The organism is Aestuarium zhoushanense, from assembly GCF_056431045.1.
This window is the reverse complement of record NZ_JBWKMA010000023.1, coordinates 827,220-841,513: the sequence shown is the minus strand read 5'-3', so window position 1 is coordinate 841,513 and position 14,294 is coordinate 827,220. Positions and strand designations below refer to the sequence as shown.

Sequence of the window (14,294 nt, the reverse complement as noted above, 5' to 3'; positions counted from 1 at the left end):
TCAGACCCTTTCGATGATCTTCTCGCCAAACAGACCTTGCGGACGGAAGACGAGGAAAAGCAGCGCCAGAACATAAGCGAACCAGTTCTCGGTCGCGCCGCCAATCATTGGGCCGACGGAGTATTCGAACAGTTTCTCACCCACACCGATGATCAGACCACCAACGATCGCACCAGGGATCGAGGTAAAGCCACCGAGCATCAGAACGGGCAGAGCCTTCAGAGCGATGAGCGACAGGGAGAACTGAACGCCAGACTTCGCACCCCACATGATACCAGCCACGAGAGCTACGAAACCAGCGAGCGACCAGACCAGAACCCAGATGAAGTTGAGCGAGATACCAACAGACAGTGCTGCTTGGTGATCGTCGGCCACAGCGCGCATCGCACGTCCCTGTTTGGTGTATTGGCTAAAGATAACGAGAACAGCCACAAGGATCGCCGCGACGATTGCAGCGACAACGTCGAGCTGGTCAATGAAGAAGCCGTAGAAGTCATCACCCCCAAGGAACGCGGTGTTTTCTTCGATCCAGAGGCTCGCACCCTGTGGCAGGCCAACATCAAGAGTTTTGATATCGGAACCCCACATCAGGTCGCCCACGCCTTCGAGGAAGTAAGCAAGACCGATGGTCGCCATGAACAGAATGATCGGTTCCTGACCAACGAGATGGCGAAAAATGTATTTCTGAACGAGCCACGCAAAGCCGACCATCACAACCATCGTCAGAATGATCGCCAGCAATGCTGGAATGTGCCAACCGAAGTCGTGGATTTGCGTTCCAAAGACCGCGTTGATCAAGTGAGAGAAAGGGACTTGCCCTTCCATGATGCCCACGAGGGTTAGCGCCGCGAACAGCGCCATCACACCTTGAGCGTAGTTGAAGATACCCGACGCTTTGAAGATCAGAACAAAGCCCAATGCCACCAGAGCATAGAGAACGCCAGCCATCAGGCCGTTCAGGATAACTTCTATCGTGTAGTAAAAATCAGCACCCATGACGTGTCTCCTTAGTCATGCGAAACGCCGAGGTAGGCGTCGATCACATCTTGGTTGTTGCGAACTTCATCGGGGGTTCCGTCACCGATCTTACGGCCGTAATCCATCACGACGACGCGGTCAGAGAGGTCCATAACCACGCCCATATCGTGTTCGATCAGCGCGATTGTGGTGCCGAATTCATCATTCACATCGAGAATAAAGCGGCACATGTCCTCTTTTTCTTCGACGTTCATACCTGCCATCGGTTCGTCGAGAAGAAGAATGGTCGGCTCAGCCGCCAATGCGCGAGCAAGCTCCACACGTTTCTTCAGACCGTAGGGCAGACGACCAACTGGTGTCTTACGGATCGACTGAATTTCGAGGAAGTCGATGATCTTTTCGACAGCTTCGCGGTTTTCGTTTTCTTCACGCTCGGCCTTGCCCTTCCAGAGAGCTTGAGACCAAAGACCCGTTTTCATCTTGTTCAGACGACCAGTCATAACGTTGTCGAGAACCGACATACCTTCGAACAAAGCGATGTTCTGGAAGGTCCGTGCGATGCCCTGCTGTGCAACCTGATAAGGTTTCATCTGGGGGCGACGCTCGCCGCGGAACCAGACTTCGCCCTCTTGCGGGACATAGAAGCCCGAGATGACGTTCAGCATGGACGACTTACCAGCGCCGTTCGGGCCGATGATCGCGCGGATCTCGCCTTCGCGAATGTCAAAGCTGATGTTCTTGATCGCTTCAACACCACCGAAACGCAGGGTGATGCTCTTGAGGTCAAGAACAACACCACCAATCGTGCGGCCGTCAGCGGTTACATAGGATTCCGTATCATCCAACATGATCTCTCCTCCCTCTTATTCTGCTGCCATCGCACGAGCGACCCGCTGAACCTTAGCATCGCGCAAATCGAGCGTTGCCTTGATCTTGCCTTTGCGGCCGTCTTCGTAGGTGACTTCGGTTTCGGTATAGATGCTGTCTTTGTTGTCGTAGAGAGCCGTGATCAGGTCATCGAACTTTTCTTCGATGATCCGACGGCGCACCTTACGTGTGCGGGTCAGTTCGCCATCATCTGCGTCCAGTTCTTTATGCAGAACGAGGAAGCGATGGATCTGACAGCCACCCAGCATCGGGTCTTGCGCAACACTCGCGTTCGCTTCTTCGACGTGCTCGCGGATCATCTCAAGCACTTTGGGGTGCTGCGACAATTCCTGATAGGAAGAATAAGCAATGTTGTTGCGTTCAGCCCAGTTCCCAACAGCCGTGAGGTCGATGTTGATAAAGGCAACGCAGCGATCACGGTTGTTACCAAAGACAACAGCCTCAAGGATGTTCGGGTAGAACTTCAGTTTGTTCTCAACAAACTTTGGCGCGAACATAGACCCGTCAGCCATCTTACCGACGTCTTTCGCGCGGTCGATGATACGCAGGTGACCAGAGCCATCTTCAAAGAAGCCTGCATCGCCCGTTGCAACCCAGCCTTCTGCATCCTTGGTGTCTGCGGTGCTGTCTGCGTTCTTATAGTATTCCACGAAGACACCCGGTGAACGGTAGAAGACTTCACCGTTGTCAGCGATTTTGATCTCAACACCTGGAGACGGAACACCAACAGTGTCAGAACGAACCTCGCCATCAGGCTGCTGCGTGATGAACACCGACGCTTCGGTCTGACCGTAGAGCTGTTTCAGGTTGATGCCAAGCGAGCGGTAGAAATCGAAAATCTCTGGACCGATCGCTTCACCAGCGGTGTAGCCAACACGAACGCGGCTAAAGCCGAGCGTGTTCTTCAATGGGCCGTATACAAAGATATTGCCCAGCGCATAGGCCAAACGATCGCCAATGCTAACAGGCTTGCCATCCAAGATCGCAGGACCGACGCGACGCGCAACATCCATGTAGCGCTTGAACATGTTACGCTTAAGGGCGCCCGCATCTTCCATGCGGATCATAACGTTCGTTAGCTGAGTTTCGAACACGCGCGGCGGAGCGAAGAAGTAGCTCGGCCCGATTTCACGCATGTCGGTCATCATGGTTTCAGCGCTCTCTGGGCAGTTCACGCAGAACCCTGTCCACATGGCCTGACCGATCGAGAAGATGAAGTCACCAACCCAAGCCATCGGCAGGTAAGCAAGCACTTCATCGTCTGCTTTTAGATGGTCGAAATCAGCACTGTTTTTGGATGTTTCGATAATGTTGCGGTTCGACAAAACCACACCCTTCGGCTTACCCGTGGTGCCCGAAGTGTAAAGCATCACGCAGGTGCTGTCATAATCCAGCTCTGCTTCACGCTCTTTCAAAATGGCTTCGAAACGGTGGTGACCCGCGCGCCCTTCGGCGGCAACGTCATCCAACGCGTTCATGTGGGTATGGTCATATTTACGCATCCCACGTTTATCGAGGTAGATAACCTCATCGATCCCGTGGACGGTTTCTTGAACTTCAAGAACCTTGTCGACCTGTTCCTGATCGCCAACGATCACAAAACGTGCACCGCAGTGCTCGAGAACATAGGCCATCTCTTCGGCCACAGCATCCTGATAGAGCGGAACGGGAACCGCACCACACTTCTGGATTGCGACCATAGACCAATAGAACGCGGGGCGATTTCGACCGATAAGAGCAACATAGTCGCCCTTGTTCAGGCCAAGAGCCAAAAGACCCATCGCAATTGCTTCAATTTCTTCGGCAGCTTGTGCCCAAGTCCAGCTTTGCCAGATCCCGAATTCTTTTTCACGGTAGGCGGCTTTGTTCGGGAACCGAGCCACGTTCCGTGCAAGTAGTTGCGGGACATTGATCGGCGCCCCGCTAGGCGCAGATGATTTCGTCACAGATTATCCTCCCTTCGCTGGTCTCCCTCCAGCGTGCCCGACACTTTGGCCGAGTCTTGTTAGGATACTGAAACGGACAGGTCGGTTCCGTCAATTAGTTTTTTTGAACATGCGTTCATTTAATTTCCAAACCATCGTAATAGCCCTAATTTACATGGTTATTTGAATTATTTACGTTGCGGTATATCGGGTTACCACATTCCACTGTTACCGAAGCTTTACTTGCCATTCGCAGGCCTGCCCCCTACCCCTCCGTTTCAGAGTACGGAGATTTTTATGGGCACGATCACCTTTATTCGCCACGGACAGGCCAATTCGCACGCGAAAACAGAAGAAGACTATGACCGACTGTCAGAACTGGGCCATCAGCAAGCAGAATGGCTAGGTGATTGGTTCAGCGCTCAAGGTGAAGCCTTTGATCAGGTCATCGCGGGGAGCCTTCGCCGTCACAAAGAAACCGCTGCGGGTATGGGGTTTGCCGATCCGCTGGTTGATCCCCGCCTGAACGAGATGGATTATTTCAACCTCGGTCGTGCCATGGAGGACGTTCATGGGGTCCCGATGCCTGACGGCGATGGGTTTGCCGAACATGTCCCGCAAGTGATGGAGGCGTGGCATCGCGCGGAAATCATGGGCAACGAAACCTTTAAATCGTTCGAAGATCGGGTCAGCGGCATTCTGGATGAAGCGCTCCAACCAGGTCGCAACGTGCTCTGTGTCACATCAGGCGGAGTGATTGCGATGATCATGCGGCACCTTCTCGACCTCGATCCACGGCGAATGGCCTACATGACGCTTCCGATCTTCAATACGTCAATTCACCGCGTGCATGTCTCGCCGGTCGGGCCTATCCTAGCAGGGTTTAATTCTATTCCCCATTTGGAGGCCTCTTCTCGTGCCCACGCCCGAACTCATTTCTAACGTCCATCTTTGGGTCCGCGCCGAGCAGCGCCAAAACGAAGAACGGGTTGGGATTACCCCAAATGGGGTCGCTGAACTCTTGGCCAAAGGGTTCAAAGTCACGGTCGAAGAAAGCACTCAGCGGGTCATTCCAATTTCGGATTACCGCGACACTGGCTGCGACATCGCACCCGAAGGGTCGTGGGAAACCGCCCCGAGCGATGCAATCATTTTTGGGCTAAAAGAGTTACCCGAAACGGGCACGCCGCTACGGCATCGCCACATCATGTTCGGTCACGCCTACAAGGGTCAGCCTTCTGGGCGTGTTCTCCTTGACCGTTTTAAAGCAGGCGGCGGCACGCTCTATGACCTCGAATACCTCACTTTCGAGGATGGCCGTCGTGTGGCGGCATTTGGCTATTGGGCTGGCTATGCAGGGGCGGCTGTCACTGCTCTTGCCCTCGCTGCGCAACCTGCTGAGTGTGCGCCCGTCACCACATTTTCGAGTGCGACAGACATGGCGAATACGGTGCGCGATGCACTGAATGGTCGCCCAAAGACAGCGTTGATCATTGGCGCGTTGGGTCGCGTTGGGTCTGGTGCTGCAGCGCTCTGCGAAGCTGCGGGCATTAGCGTCACAAAATGGGATATGGCTGAAACAGCAAGCGGCGGACCGTTCCCCGAAATTCTCGACCACGATCTGTTCTTTAACTGCATTTTAGCACGACCGGGGACGCCCGTTTTTGTGCCCGCCAGCACACCGACCGATCCCCGCAAACTCCGCGCGATTGGCGATATTGCTTGTGATCCTGACAGTGATTTTTCACCGATCAAGGTCTACGATCGCACGACCACTTGGGACGCGCCAATCATCCGCGTGCACGACAATCCACCGCTGGACGTTATGGCTATCGACAACCTTCCGTCGCTTTTACCTCGTGAAAGTTCAGAAGATTACGCGGGACAATTGTTCGCTCACCTCGCGACCTTGGACCAGATCGACCACGATGTATGGGGCCGCGCAAAAGCGACCTTCGACGCACATCTCTAAAAGGAGGCTAGCGTTGCCCTATTCGGGGCAGCGCTCGTATTTAAACGCGTAACCGTTCCAGACCATGATGATACCATTGGTGTCCTTGGCATCCATGATCATGGCGCGTTCGGTCCAAATGTCGGCTTCGCCCGAACATTGCATGGTGAACAACGTCGCATCCATATCGACCACATTAACCGGATGGGTCATGCGGCACTCCATATCGACGCCGTAAAAGATGTTGTCCGCGATCCTAAGCGCACCACCGTCGACGCCGACCAACCCGCAGTCCGCATTCGCAAATTGACGGTAAACGCCATCGAAAGGATTAGCCGCAGCTACCATCGGCAACATGATTAGTGCGGCGATGAGGCCGCACCGCATCAGAGCGCCTCCAGATCCGAAATCAGACCATCAATGTCACCGCGACGGCGGTCGAGCATCGAACCGATCTCGGTGCGCTCTGAGGTGATCATGTTGATCCCCTCGATAAAGAGGTTGATGAATTTTGGACGTCCAGAGCCATCTGAAATCACAAAGCTCACCTCGAACGGCGCCTGACCTTGCAGGATTGCCATTGCGCGAACTTCTACACCGTTCGGAACGGTGGCAGCTTCGCGCACCTCGATACGGCCACCGATAAACTCACGGAACCTGCGACCATATTTCGACGCGACATAGCTGCGGAATGCAGTGACAAACCGCGTGCGCTGGCTATCGGTAGCGCGACGCCAATCCGCACCCAATGCGGTCCGTGCAATGATCGGCACGTCAGCGTAGGTGTCAAAAATCGTCTCAAAATCCGAGATCATCGCTGCCTCGGATTTACCTGAGCCGATGACCTTATTGATATCGCCAACCAGTGCATCGACCAATGTGGTCGCCTGCGCTGTGCTTAACGCGAATGCGGCATGGGGGAAAACAGCTGCGGCGGCTGCAACGGCAAACAGGGAACGACGGGTAACAAGCGTGGCCATTACTGGTCCTCATATGGATCGAAATAGGGGTCGGCGTATGGGTCGATATAGGCGTCCTGTACCACAGTTCCGAGCTCATACCGACGGTTGTCGAGGTAAATAATCCGTGTCTGAGCGTAACTATCCGCGCTTTCATACAACACGGAATCGATCGTTGACCCCAACTGCCCCCGCGCGATCACGATATCCGCAGCACGCGCAGCAGGGAGATAAGGTTTCACATCGTCGTGGACCCAATTGCCCAGCGGGTTGATGAAGAAATCCACCAACTCACCGACAGCATCACGTTCAGTCGATGGGCCGAGCGCGGGCAGTTCGACATATGCGCCTTCAGGCACACCCCAGACCGACAGCGTTTCGCCAAAGTCCGTCTTTCCTTCGTAAAGGCCAATCGCATCCGCAGGATCAAACAAACCACCGATGCCAAAGATCGTGTTCACGATAAACCGCATCGAGTTCGTACCGAACCCTTTGATATCGCCCTGCAAAACGCCGTTTACCATCATCCCAGGCAAAGCGACGTTTTCGGCAAAGTTCGTAACGGGACCAGTGATCTCCATCGGCATCGCAGCGGTCACACGGGACGCGGGGCGCAAAATGGCGCGGTCCAGTCCAACGTTGAATTCATGCACCTTACGGTTCGTTGCCTCGTAAGGGTCATGGATCGCAACACCTTCGGGCGCTTGCGAACACGCAACAAGGAAAAGCGAGGCCGACACGGCAGTGATCGTCAATAACTTGGTCAATGGCTTATCGATTCTGATTTCACGTCTTTGCGGCACCAAATAGCGCCAATCTAAACAATCCAACAGCCCACTAGAAACTACGCTCTAACCGTGACCCAAAGGAGACAATAACCCTTACTATCATACCAATCCTGTAACGTGAACATGTCAGCCAAAGAATGGCAGTTTTACGCGCCTTATCGCATCGGAACGATTGCACCCCGCACCGACCAAAGCTAGCGTCACGCCAAATCAGATGACCGGAGTGAACCATGAGCACCATCGAAACCAAACTCGCTGAACTGGGTGTGACCCTACCCGACGCACCAGCTCCTGCTGCGAACTATGTCCCGTTTGTTCAGTCGGGCAATCTCGTCCATGTGTCTGGCCAAATCTCGAACGGCCCAGACGGGCTGATCAAGGGTCGTCTGGGTGACACCATGTCGGTCGAGGATGGCGCAAAGGCTGCGAAGACCTGCGCGATTGCACTCCTCGCTCAGCTAAAAGCAGCTTGCGGTGGTGACATTGATCGTCTGGTGCGCGTTGTAAAACTGAACGCCTTCGTCGCATCGGCCCCCGATTTCCATGACCAGCCTAAGGTCGTGAACGGCGCCTCTGACTTCCTCGTTGAAGCTCTGGGTGACATTGGCCGCCACGCACGTTCGGCCGTGGGCGTTGCTGCGCTGCCCTTGGGCGTCGCCGTCGAAATCGACGCTGTATTCGAGATCGCATAATGCTACCGGCTGATTTTCTGACCCGCCCTATTGCTCATCGCGCCTTGCACGACAAAGCGGCCGGTCGGGTCGAAAACAGCCCAAGCGCCATTCAGGCCGCCATCGACAAGGGCTACGGGATCGAGATCGACCTCCAACTGTCCAAAGATGGCGTGCCGATGGTTTTTCACGACTACGCGCTGAACCGCCTGACAAATGAAACGGGTGCAGTCGCCCAACGAACCGCAGACGAGCTGTCACAGATCACCCTGACAGGTAGCACAGACACTATTCCGACCCTTGCAGAGGTTCTGGAACAAGTGTCTGGCCGTGTGCCCCTGTTGATCGAGATTAAGGATCAGGATGGCGCGCTAGGCCCCAAGGTCGGCCCGTTGGAAGACGCAACTGCGGCGCTGCTGAAAGGCTACAAAGGCCCCGTGGCGGTCATGTCGTTCAACCCACATTCCGTGGCCCATATGGCGACTGTCTTGCCCGATATTCCTCGCGGCCTAACCACTTGCAATTATGTTTCCGAAGATTGGCCAACGATCCCCAAGGTCACACGAGAGCGGCTTGCGTTGATCCCTGATTATGAAACGGCAGGCGCTTGTTTCATTAGTCATCAGCACGACGAATTGGACGCCAAGCGCGTAGCGGAGTTGGCCGAAATGGGGGCAAAAATCCTGTGCTGGACGATCCGTTCCGCCGAACAGGAAAAAAACGCCCGCCAAATCGCGGATAACATCACTTTCGAAGGGTATCTCGCTTGACCACGCGAACAGGCCGCACAGTTTTGTAGCCATGACCGACGTGATTGAAATATCAATGAGAAGCGCCATAGCCGACATCCCAGCAGAGGACTGGAATGCCTGCGCAAATCCGTCTGGTGGCCGCCCTATTGATCCATTCACGACACATCGGTTTCTGTCAGCCTTAGAACTAAGCGGTTCGGTTGGACGCGGGACAGGATGGGACCCACGATACCTCGTCGCGACTAAAGCAGACCAGATTATTGGTGTTGCGCCGCTCTACGTCAAAAGCCACTCTCAAGGGGAATATGTCTTTGACCACAGCTGGGCCGATGCGCTGCAACGGGCGGGCGGTCAGTATTATCCAAAGCTTCAGATCGCGGTGCCGTTTACCCCCGCCACAGGTCGGCGATTTCTAACAAGAGCTGGATATGAGGTAGAGGCACTCTCGGCTTTGATACAAGGCACGGTTCAACTGGCTTCTGACAATGGTCTGTCATCCATGCACGTCACGTTTTGCACTGAGGACGAGGCCATCGCGGGTCAATCAATGGGATTGCTCCACCGTGTTGGACAGCAGTTCCATTGGGAAAATCACGGGTATGACAGCTTTGACGATTTCCTGAACGACCTCTCCAGCCGCAAACGCAAAGCGATCCGCAAAGAACGCGAACAGGCGCAGAGGTTCGGTGGTGAGATCAAAAGCTTCACGGGCGATGAGATACAGGCCGAACACTGGGACTATTTCTGGCGGTTTTACCAAGACACGGGCAGTCGCAAATGGGGATCGCCCTATCTGGCTCGCGCGTTTTTCGACATTGCCCATAATACACTAAGGGACGATATACTGCTGGTACTGGCTCTATCCGATGACCGCCCTGTCGCTGGCGCACTAAACTTCATCGGTCGCGACACCCTCTTTGGCCGATATTGGGGCTGTACCGAACATCACCCCTGCCTTCATTTCGAACTCTGCTACTATCAAGCCATCGACTATGCGATCGCCCGCGGCCTAAGGGTCGAAGCTGGCGCCCAGGGTGAACACAAACTGGCGCGCGGGTATTTACCGACTCCGACACATTCCCTTCACTGGATCGCCAACCCATCGTTTCGCGCCGCCGTGTCAGATTTTCTCGACCATGAACGTCAGCTGATCGACGAAGAAATGGAGATCCTGACGGACTACGGACCATTCAAATCCACGACAATCGAGGAGCAAGAATAATGGACATCACCACCCTTGCCGCCAAAGGCTGGACGAAGACCGATGACGGCACTGCGATCCAAAAAACTTTCGTGTTTCGCAACTTTGTCGATGCCTTTGGTTTCATGACCCGCGCCGCTTTTTGGGCGGAAAAGTGGAATCATCACCCCGAATGGTCTAACTCTTACAAAACGGTGGCTGTGAAACTCACCACACATGATGCCGGCGGTCTGACGGAGAAGGACATCAAGCTGGCCGAAAAAATGGAAGAACTTGAAGGACGATGATGCAAGACCTGCTGCAAACCGAAATCTACAACGGCAAAACCATTGCCGACTACCTAACACTCGAATTTGTCGCGGGCCTCGCTGGGGATATCCTCTCAGTCGTACTGATCATCGTGTTGGGGTTTGTGCTGTCGGGTTGGGTGCGGCGGCGTATCGTTGCGATCGGCGGCCGAAACAAACATCTCGATGTCACGTTGTTCAACTTCTTGGGCAACATCGTGCGTTACTTGATCCTCGCATTTGCATCACTCTTTGTCCTGAACACATTCGGCATCCAGACAACATCGCTCGTTGCTCTAATCGGTGCGGCAGGTTTGGCAATTGGCTTGGCCCTTCAGGGCACGCTATCGAACGTAGCCGCGGGCGTAATGATCATCCTGTTCCGCCCGATTAAGATCGGTGATTTCGTTCAAGTGAGCGGCGTGTCTGGCACCGTCAAAGACATTTCCTTGAACTACACAGAGCTTGCCGACGCTGGAAACGTTCAGGTCATCGTGCCCAACGCGCAGGTTTGGGGGAACACGATCACCAACTTCTCGGTCAACCAAACACGTCGCGCAGAGTGGGTTTTCGGTGTCGGCTATGGGGCTGATCTGAAACTGGCTGAACAGGTGATCCGCGATACCATTCTAGCCGATCCGCGCTCATTGGCTGACCCTGCACCATTTCTTCAGGTCAACAACTTGGGTGATTTTTCAGTCGATTTCCTCTGCCGAGTTTGGGTGAAATCGAGCGACTACTTCCAATATCAGGCCGACATGAAGCGTCAGGTGAAGGAAGCGCTGGACAAAGCTGGCATCGACATTCCATTCCCGACACGAACAGTTCTGAACAATCAGGCTTAAATGAAAACGGCGGGGAAATCCCCGCCATTTTGTCATTTCAAAGCTGGTCGAGAAGCGTTTCAGCCGCCGACAACTCACAAACCCCCGGGCTTTCTTCGAGGTTGAGAATCTTCACAACACCATCTTCAGCCAATAGCGTGAACCGTCTGGAGCGATCGTAGAAACCAGCCGGTGGGGCCGTGAAGTCAAGCCCGATCGCTTTGGTAAACTCAGCCGACGCGTCACCCAAGAAATGCAAACCTGCTGCCGTTGCGCCGGTCGCTTCGCCCCATGCTTTCATCACGAATGGATCGTTCACGGACACACAAATCACGGCATCGACGCCCTTTTCGTCCAACGCCGCCTTGTTGCGAACAAAGCTCGGCACGTGGGCGGTCGAACATGTGCCTGTGTAGGCACCCGGCAAACCGAAAATTACAACTTTTTTGCCAGCAGTAAGCCCCGACAGAGCAACCTGCTCTGGCCCGTTTTCGCCCATACGCAACAAAGTTGCCTCGGGAAGCTTATCCCCTACCGAAATCGACATGTTATTTCCCCTGTTCTGAATTGCATGCAGCACGCGCTAAGATATAGGCTCCGCTTAAAAAGAGACCATAGAAATCGGAGGCAGCGATGCAACATTTTGTCGTGATTGGCGCAGGCCAAGCGGGTGCAACGCTTGTTGCGCGTTTGCGGGCCGATGGGTTTGAGGGAAAGATCACCTTGATCGGGGCGGAGCCTGTCCATCCCTATCAGCGCCCGCCTCTGTCCAAAGCCTATATGCTTGGCGAGATGGAGCTCTCGCGCCTCTTGCTGCGTGCGCCTGAGTGGTATGCGGAGAACAACATCGACCTGATGCTCGACACACGCGTTGTGGGTGTGAACGCCGAGGCCAAGACCATCACCCTGCAGGGTGAGGTCGAGATGGCATATGACGAATTGGCGATCTGCACGGGGTCACACCCGCGTACGCTGCCTTCGGCGATTGGTGGAAATTTGGACGGTGTTTACACGGTTCGTGACCTCAAGGACGCGGACACCATGGCGCCAGAGTTCACGGCGGGTCGCAAGCTCTTGGTCATCGGCGGCGGGTATATCGGTCTCGAAGCTGCCGCCGTTGCCGCGAAAAAGGGCTGCGAAGTTACCCTCGTTGAGATGGCGCCGCGCATTCTACAGCGCGTGGCCTGTTCTGAGACGTCCGACTACTTCCGCGATCTCCACACCCAACATGGCGTGAACATCGTCGAAGGCGTCGGCCTCGATCATCTGGTGGGCACCGACCGCGTGACGGGTGCGGTTCTCGCGGATGGTACCGAACTCGACGTTGATTTTGCGATTGTTGGCGTCGGGATCATGCCCGCAACCATCCTCGCTGAGGCTGCAGGGGCGACCTGTTCGAACGGCATCGACACCGACTCCCATGGCCGCACGACCGTTCCGCATATCTGGGCCGCAGGCGATTGCGCGAACCTGACCTTCAAAGGCCAGCGCCTGCGCATCGAAAGCGTCGGCAACGCCATCGATCAAGCCGAGGTTGTCGCCAAAAACATGATGGGCGGATCGGTCGACTACACGCCCAAACCATGGTTCTGGTCGGACCAATACGATGTGAAACTGCAGATCGCGGGCCTCAACATCGGCTACGATGCCGTCCACGTCAAAACCTACGCCGACACCCCCGACGCCCGCGTCCACTGGTACTACCAAGGCGACACCCTCATCGCCGTCGACGCCATCAACGCCGGCCGCGACTACATGGTCGGCAAACGCCTCATCGAAGCCGGCAAATCACCCGCGCCCGAGGTCATGGTCGATGAAACGACCGACCTGAAGGCACTGTTGAAGTGAGGATCATTGGCGGAGCGCATAGAGGTCACGCCCTCGCCGCTGTTGGGAAAGGGGACGCAGGCGCGCACCTTCGCCCGACGACGGATCGCGTTCGCGAAAGCTTGTTCAATGTCCTACTTGGAGGAAAATTTGGCGATCCAATTGAAGACTCACATGTCCTAGATCTATTTGCGGGCACCGGAGCATTGGGGCTTGAGGCCCTGTCACGCGGTGCTGCCCATGTAAGCTTTGTCGATGATGGTCGCGTCGCACAAAAGCTCATCCGCGAGAATATCGCCAAGCTAAAACGTTCGGCTGATTGCACGCTCATTGGACGCGATGCGACAAAGCTGGGCCCCAATGTTGGCGAGCCCGCTCAACTTGTTTTTCTCGACCCGCCCTATGGAAAGGCGATGGGCCAGAAAGCCCTCGACGCGGCCTTGAACGGCGGCTGGATCACCGATGATGCCATCATCGTTTGGGAAGAAAACGCACCGCAGGTCACACCTGCTGGCTTTGCGCTTTTGGATCAAAGACGGTATGGCGACACGTATATTTCTATTCTCGAAAGACAGTTATGATCCCTGATTTGGTTATTTTCGATTGCGACGGTGTGATCGTCGACAGTGAAGGTCCGACCTGTGACGCAATCGCGAAGAACCTCACTGGCTTTGGGTTTCCATTGGACAAAGCTGGAGTTCATGAACTGTTTGTGGGGCAGACACTGCATGACATTCATCGGGCAGGACGTGAACGTGGGCTGGCACTGCCTGACAATTGGGTCAGTGATCTCTATGCCGAGATGTTCGAAGTCTTGGGCCAAGGTGTTCCGCTTTCGGACGGTGTGATTGACCTCTTTGACGCGCTCGAAGCACAAGGCACCCGCATCGCCATCGCGTCGAACGGGGCCATCGACAAAATGCGCGTGACCCTGTCGCCATACGGGCTTTTCGATCGCCTCAAAGACCGTATGTATTCAGGCCACGTTCAAGAGCCAAAACCCAAAGCGGGTATGTTGGTCGCCGCGATGAAGCAAGCGAACGCATCGCCAGAGCGTACCTTCATGATCGACGACAGCACCGCTGGGGCAGGCGCAGCCGTCGCGGCAGGAACCCAGTTTATCGGCTATTCTGAACATGGGGGAGCAGATAAGCTCGAACCTCTTGGGGTCGATATCGCCTATTCGATGGCAGACCTTCGCGCACGGCTGGTCAAATAAAAAGGGCCGCAAGCGCGGCCCCCT

The 14,294-nt window shown here is 55.1% G+C and carries 17 protein-coding genes; 10 read left to right on the top strand and 7 right to left on the bottom strand.

Features of this window, described 5'->3' with window-relative positions; translation table 11 throughout:
* The 3 genes from AC07ED_RS15915 to AC07ED_RS15905 are packed head-to-tail and all read right to left on the bottom strand — an operon-like array spanning position 1 to position 3,812.
* A complete protein-coding gene (locus tag AC07ED_RS15915; RefSeq protein WP_105235961.1) occupies positions 1–996 on the bottom strand; it encodes a branched-chain amino acid ABC transporter permease in 996 nt (331 codons plus the stop codon).
* An 11-nt stretch (positions 997–1,007) separates the two neighbouring features.
* Positions 1,008–1,826 (bottom strand): ABC transporter ATP-binding protein, encoded by an 819-nt coding sequence (locus tag AC07ED_RS15910; RefSeq protein ID WP_105235962.1) that lies wholly within the window; start codon positions 1,824–1,826, stop codon positions 1,008–1,010.
* A 15-nt stretch (positions 1,827–1,841) separates the two neighbouring features.
* Complete coding sequence (locus AC07ED_RS15905; protein WP_105235963.1) at positions 1,842–3,812, bottom strand: AMP-binding protein; 1,971 nt, start codon at positions 3,810–3,812, stop codon at positions 1,842–1,844.
* 276 nt (positions 3,813–4,088) lie between these two features.
* Here AC07ED_RS15905 and AC07ED_RS15900 point away from each other — a divergent pair, with 276 nt between their 5' ends.
* Both AC07ED_RS15900 and AC07ED_RS15895 read left to right on the top strand, forming a co-directional pair.
* Complete coding sequence (locus AC07ED_RS15900) at positions 4,089–4,733, top strand: histidine phosphatase family protein (RefSeq protein WP_105235964.1); 645 nt, start codon at positions 4,089–4,091, stop codon at positions 4,731–4,733.
* Positions 4,708–5,763, top strand: coding sequence for a saccharopine dehydrogenase (locus AC07ED_RS15895; RefSeq protein ID WP_245918087.1), 1,056 nt, complete (start codon positions 4,708–4,710; stop codon positions 5,761–5,763). Before AC07ED_RS15900 ends, AC07ED_RS15895 begins: the two co-directional genes overlap by 26 nt.
* 18 nt (positions 5,764–5,781) lie before the next feature.
* On the opposite strand, the gene AC07ED_RS15890 is transcribed toward AC07ED_RS15895, so the two are convergent.
* Genes AC07ED_RS15890 through AC07ED_RS15880 form a run of 3 tightly spaced genes read right to left on the bottom strand, consistent with a single transcriptional unit; the run spans position 5,782 to position 7,456 of the window.
* Entirely contained in the window at positions 5,782–6,129 is a 348-nt protein-coding gene (locus tag AC07ED_RS15890; protein ID WP_105235965.1) for a hypothetical protein, read from the bottom strand.
* A complete protein-coding gene (locus AC07ED_RS15885; RefSeq protein ID WP_105235966.1) occupies positions 6,129–6,722 on the bottom strand; it encodes an MlaC/ttg2D family ABC transporter substrate-binding protein in 594 nt (197 codons plus the stop codon). Before AC07ED_RS15885 ends, AC07ED_RS15890 begins: the two co-directional genes overlap by 1 nt.
* On the bottom strand, positions 6,722–7,456 hold the full coding sequence (locus tag AC07ED_RS15880) for an MlaA family lipoprotein (protein WP_245918088.1): 735 nt from the start codon (positions 7,454–7,456) through the stop codon (positions 6,722–6,724). The genes AC07ED_RS15885 and AC07ED_RS15880 overlap by 1 nt, the downstream gene beginning before the upstream one ends.
* A 263-nt stretch (positions 7,457–7,719) precedes the next feature.
* On the opposite strand from AC07ED_RS15880, the gene AC07ED_RS15875 reads away from it, so the two are divergent.
* Genes AC07ED_RS15875 through AC07ED_RS15855 form a run of 5 tightly spaced genes read left to right on the top strand, consistent with a single transcriptional unit; the run spans position 7,720 to position 11,245 of the window.
* Positions 7,720–8,181 (top strand): RidA family protein, encoded by a 462-nt coding sequence (locus tag AC07ED_RS15875; RefSeq protein ID WP_105235967.1) that lies wholly within the window; start codon positions 7,720–7,722, stop codon positions 8,179–8,181.
* A complete protein-coding gene (locus tag AC07ED_RS15870) occupies positions 8,181–8,930 on the top strand; it encodes a glycerophosphodiester phosphodiesterase family protein (RefSeq protein ID WP_105235968.1) in 750 nt (249 codons plus the stop codon). The genes AC07ED_RS15875 and AC07ED_RS15870 overlap by 1 nt, the downstream gene beginning before the upstream one ends.
* 31 nt (positions 8,931–8,961) lie before the next feature.
* Complete coding sequence (locus tag AC07ED_RS15865; RefSeq protein ID WP_105235969.1) at positions 8,962–10,134, top strand: GNAT family N-acetyltransferase; 1,173 nt, start codon at positions 8,962–8,964, stop codon at positions 10,132–10,134.
* A complete protein-coding gene (locus AC07ED_RS15860; RefSeq protein WP_105235970.1) occupies positions 10,134–10,400 on the top strand; it encodes a 4a-hydroxytetrahydrobiopterin dehydratase in 267 nt (88 codons plus the stop codon). The genes AC07ED_RS15865 and AC07ED_RS15860 overlap by 1 nt, the downstream gene beginning before the upstream one ends.
* Entirely contained in the window at positions 10,400–11,245 is an 846-nt protein-coding gene (locus AC07ED_RS15855) for a mechanosensitive ion channel family protein (RefSeq protein ID WP_105235971.1), read from the top strand. The genes AC07ED_RS15860 and AC07ED_RS15855 overlap by 1 nt, the downstream gene beginning before the upstream one ends.
* Positions 11,246–11,282: 37 nt before the next feature.
* On the opposite strand, the gene AC07ED_RS15850 is transcribed toward AC07ED_RS15855, so the two are convergent.
* Positions 11,283–11,771, bottom strand: coding sequence for a peroxiredoxin (locus tag AC07ED_RS15850; protein WP_105235972.1), 489 nt, complete (start codon positions 11,769–11,771; stop codon positions 11,283–11,285).
* Positions 11,772–11,857: 86 nt separating this feature from the next.
* Between AC07ED_RS15850 and AC07ED_RS15845 the strand changes: the two genes are divergently transcribed.
* The 3 genes from AC07ED_RS15845 to AC07ED_RS15835 are packed head-to-tail and all read left to right on the top strand — an operon-like array spanning position 11,858 to position 14,270.
* Positions 11,858–13,072 (top strand): NAD(P)/FAD-dependent oxidoreductase, encoded by a 1,215-nt coding sequence (locus AC07ED_RS15845; RefSeq protein ID WP_105235973.1) that lies wholly within the window; start codon positions 11,858–11,860, stop codon positions 13,070–13,072.
* On the top strand, positions 13,069–13,632 hold the full coding sequence (gene rsmD / locus AC07ED_RS15840) for a 16S rRNA (guanine(966)-N(2))-methyltransferase RsmD (RefSeq protein ID WP_105235974.1): 564 nt from the start codon (positions 13,069–13,071) through the stop codon (positions 13,630–13,632). The genes AC07ED_RS15845 and rsmD overlap by 4 nt, the downstream gene beginning before the upstream one ends.
* Positions 13,629–14,270, top strand: coding sequence for an HAD family hydrolase (locus tag AC07ED_RS15835; RefSeq protein WP_105235975.1), 642 nt, complete (start codon positions 13,629–13,631; stop codon positions 14,268–14,270). The genes rsmD and AC07ED_RS15835 overlap by 4 nt, the downstream gene beginning before the upstream one ends.
* Positions 14,271–14,294: the final 24 nt, after the last annotated feature.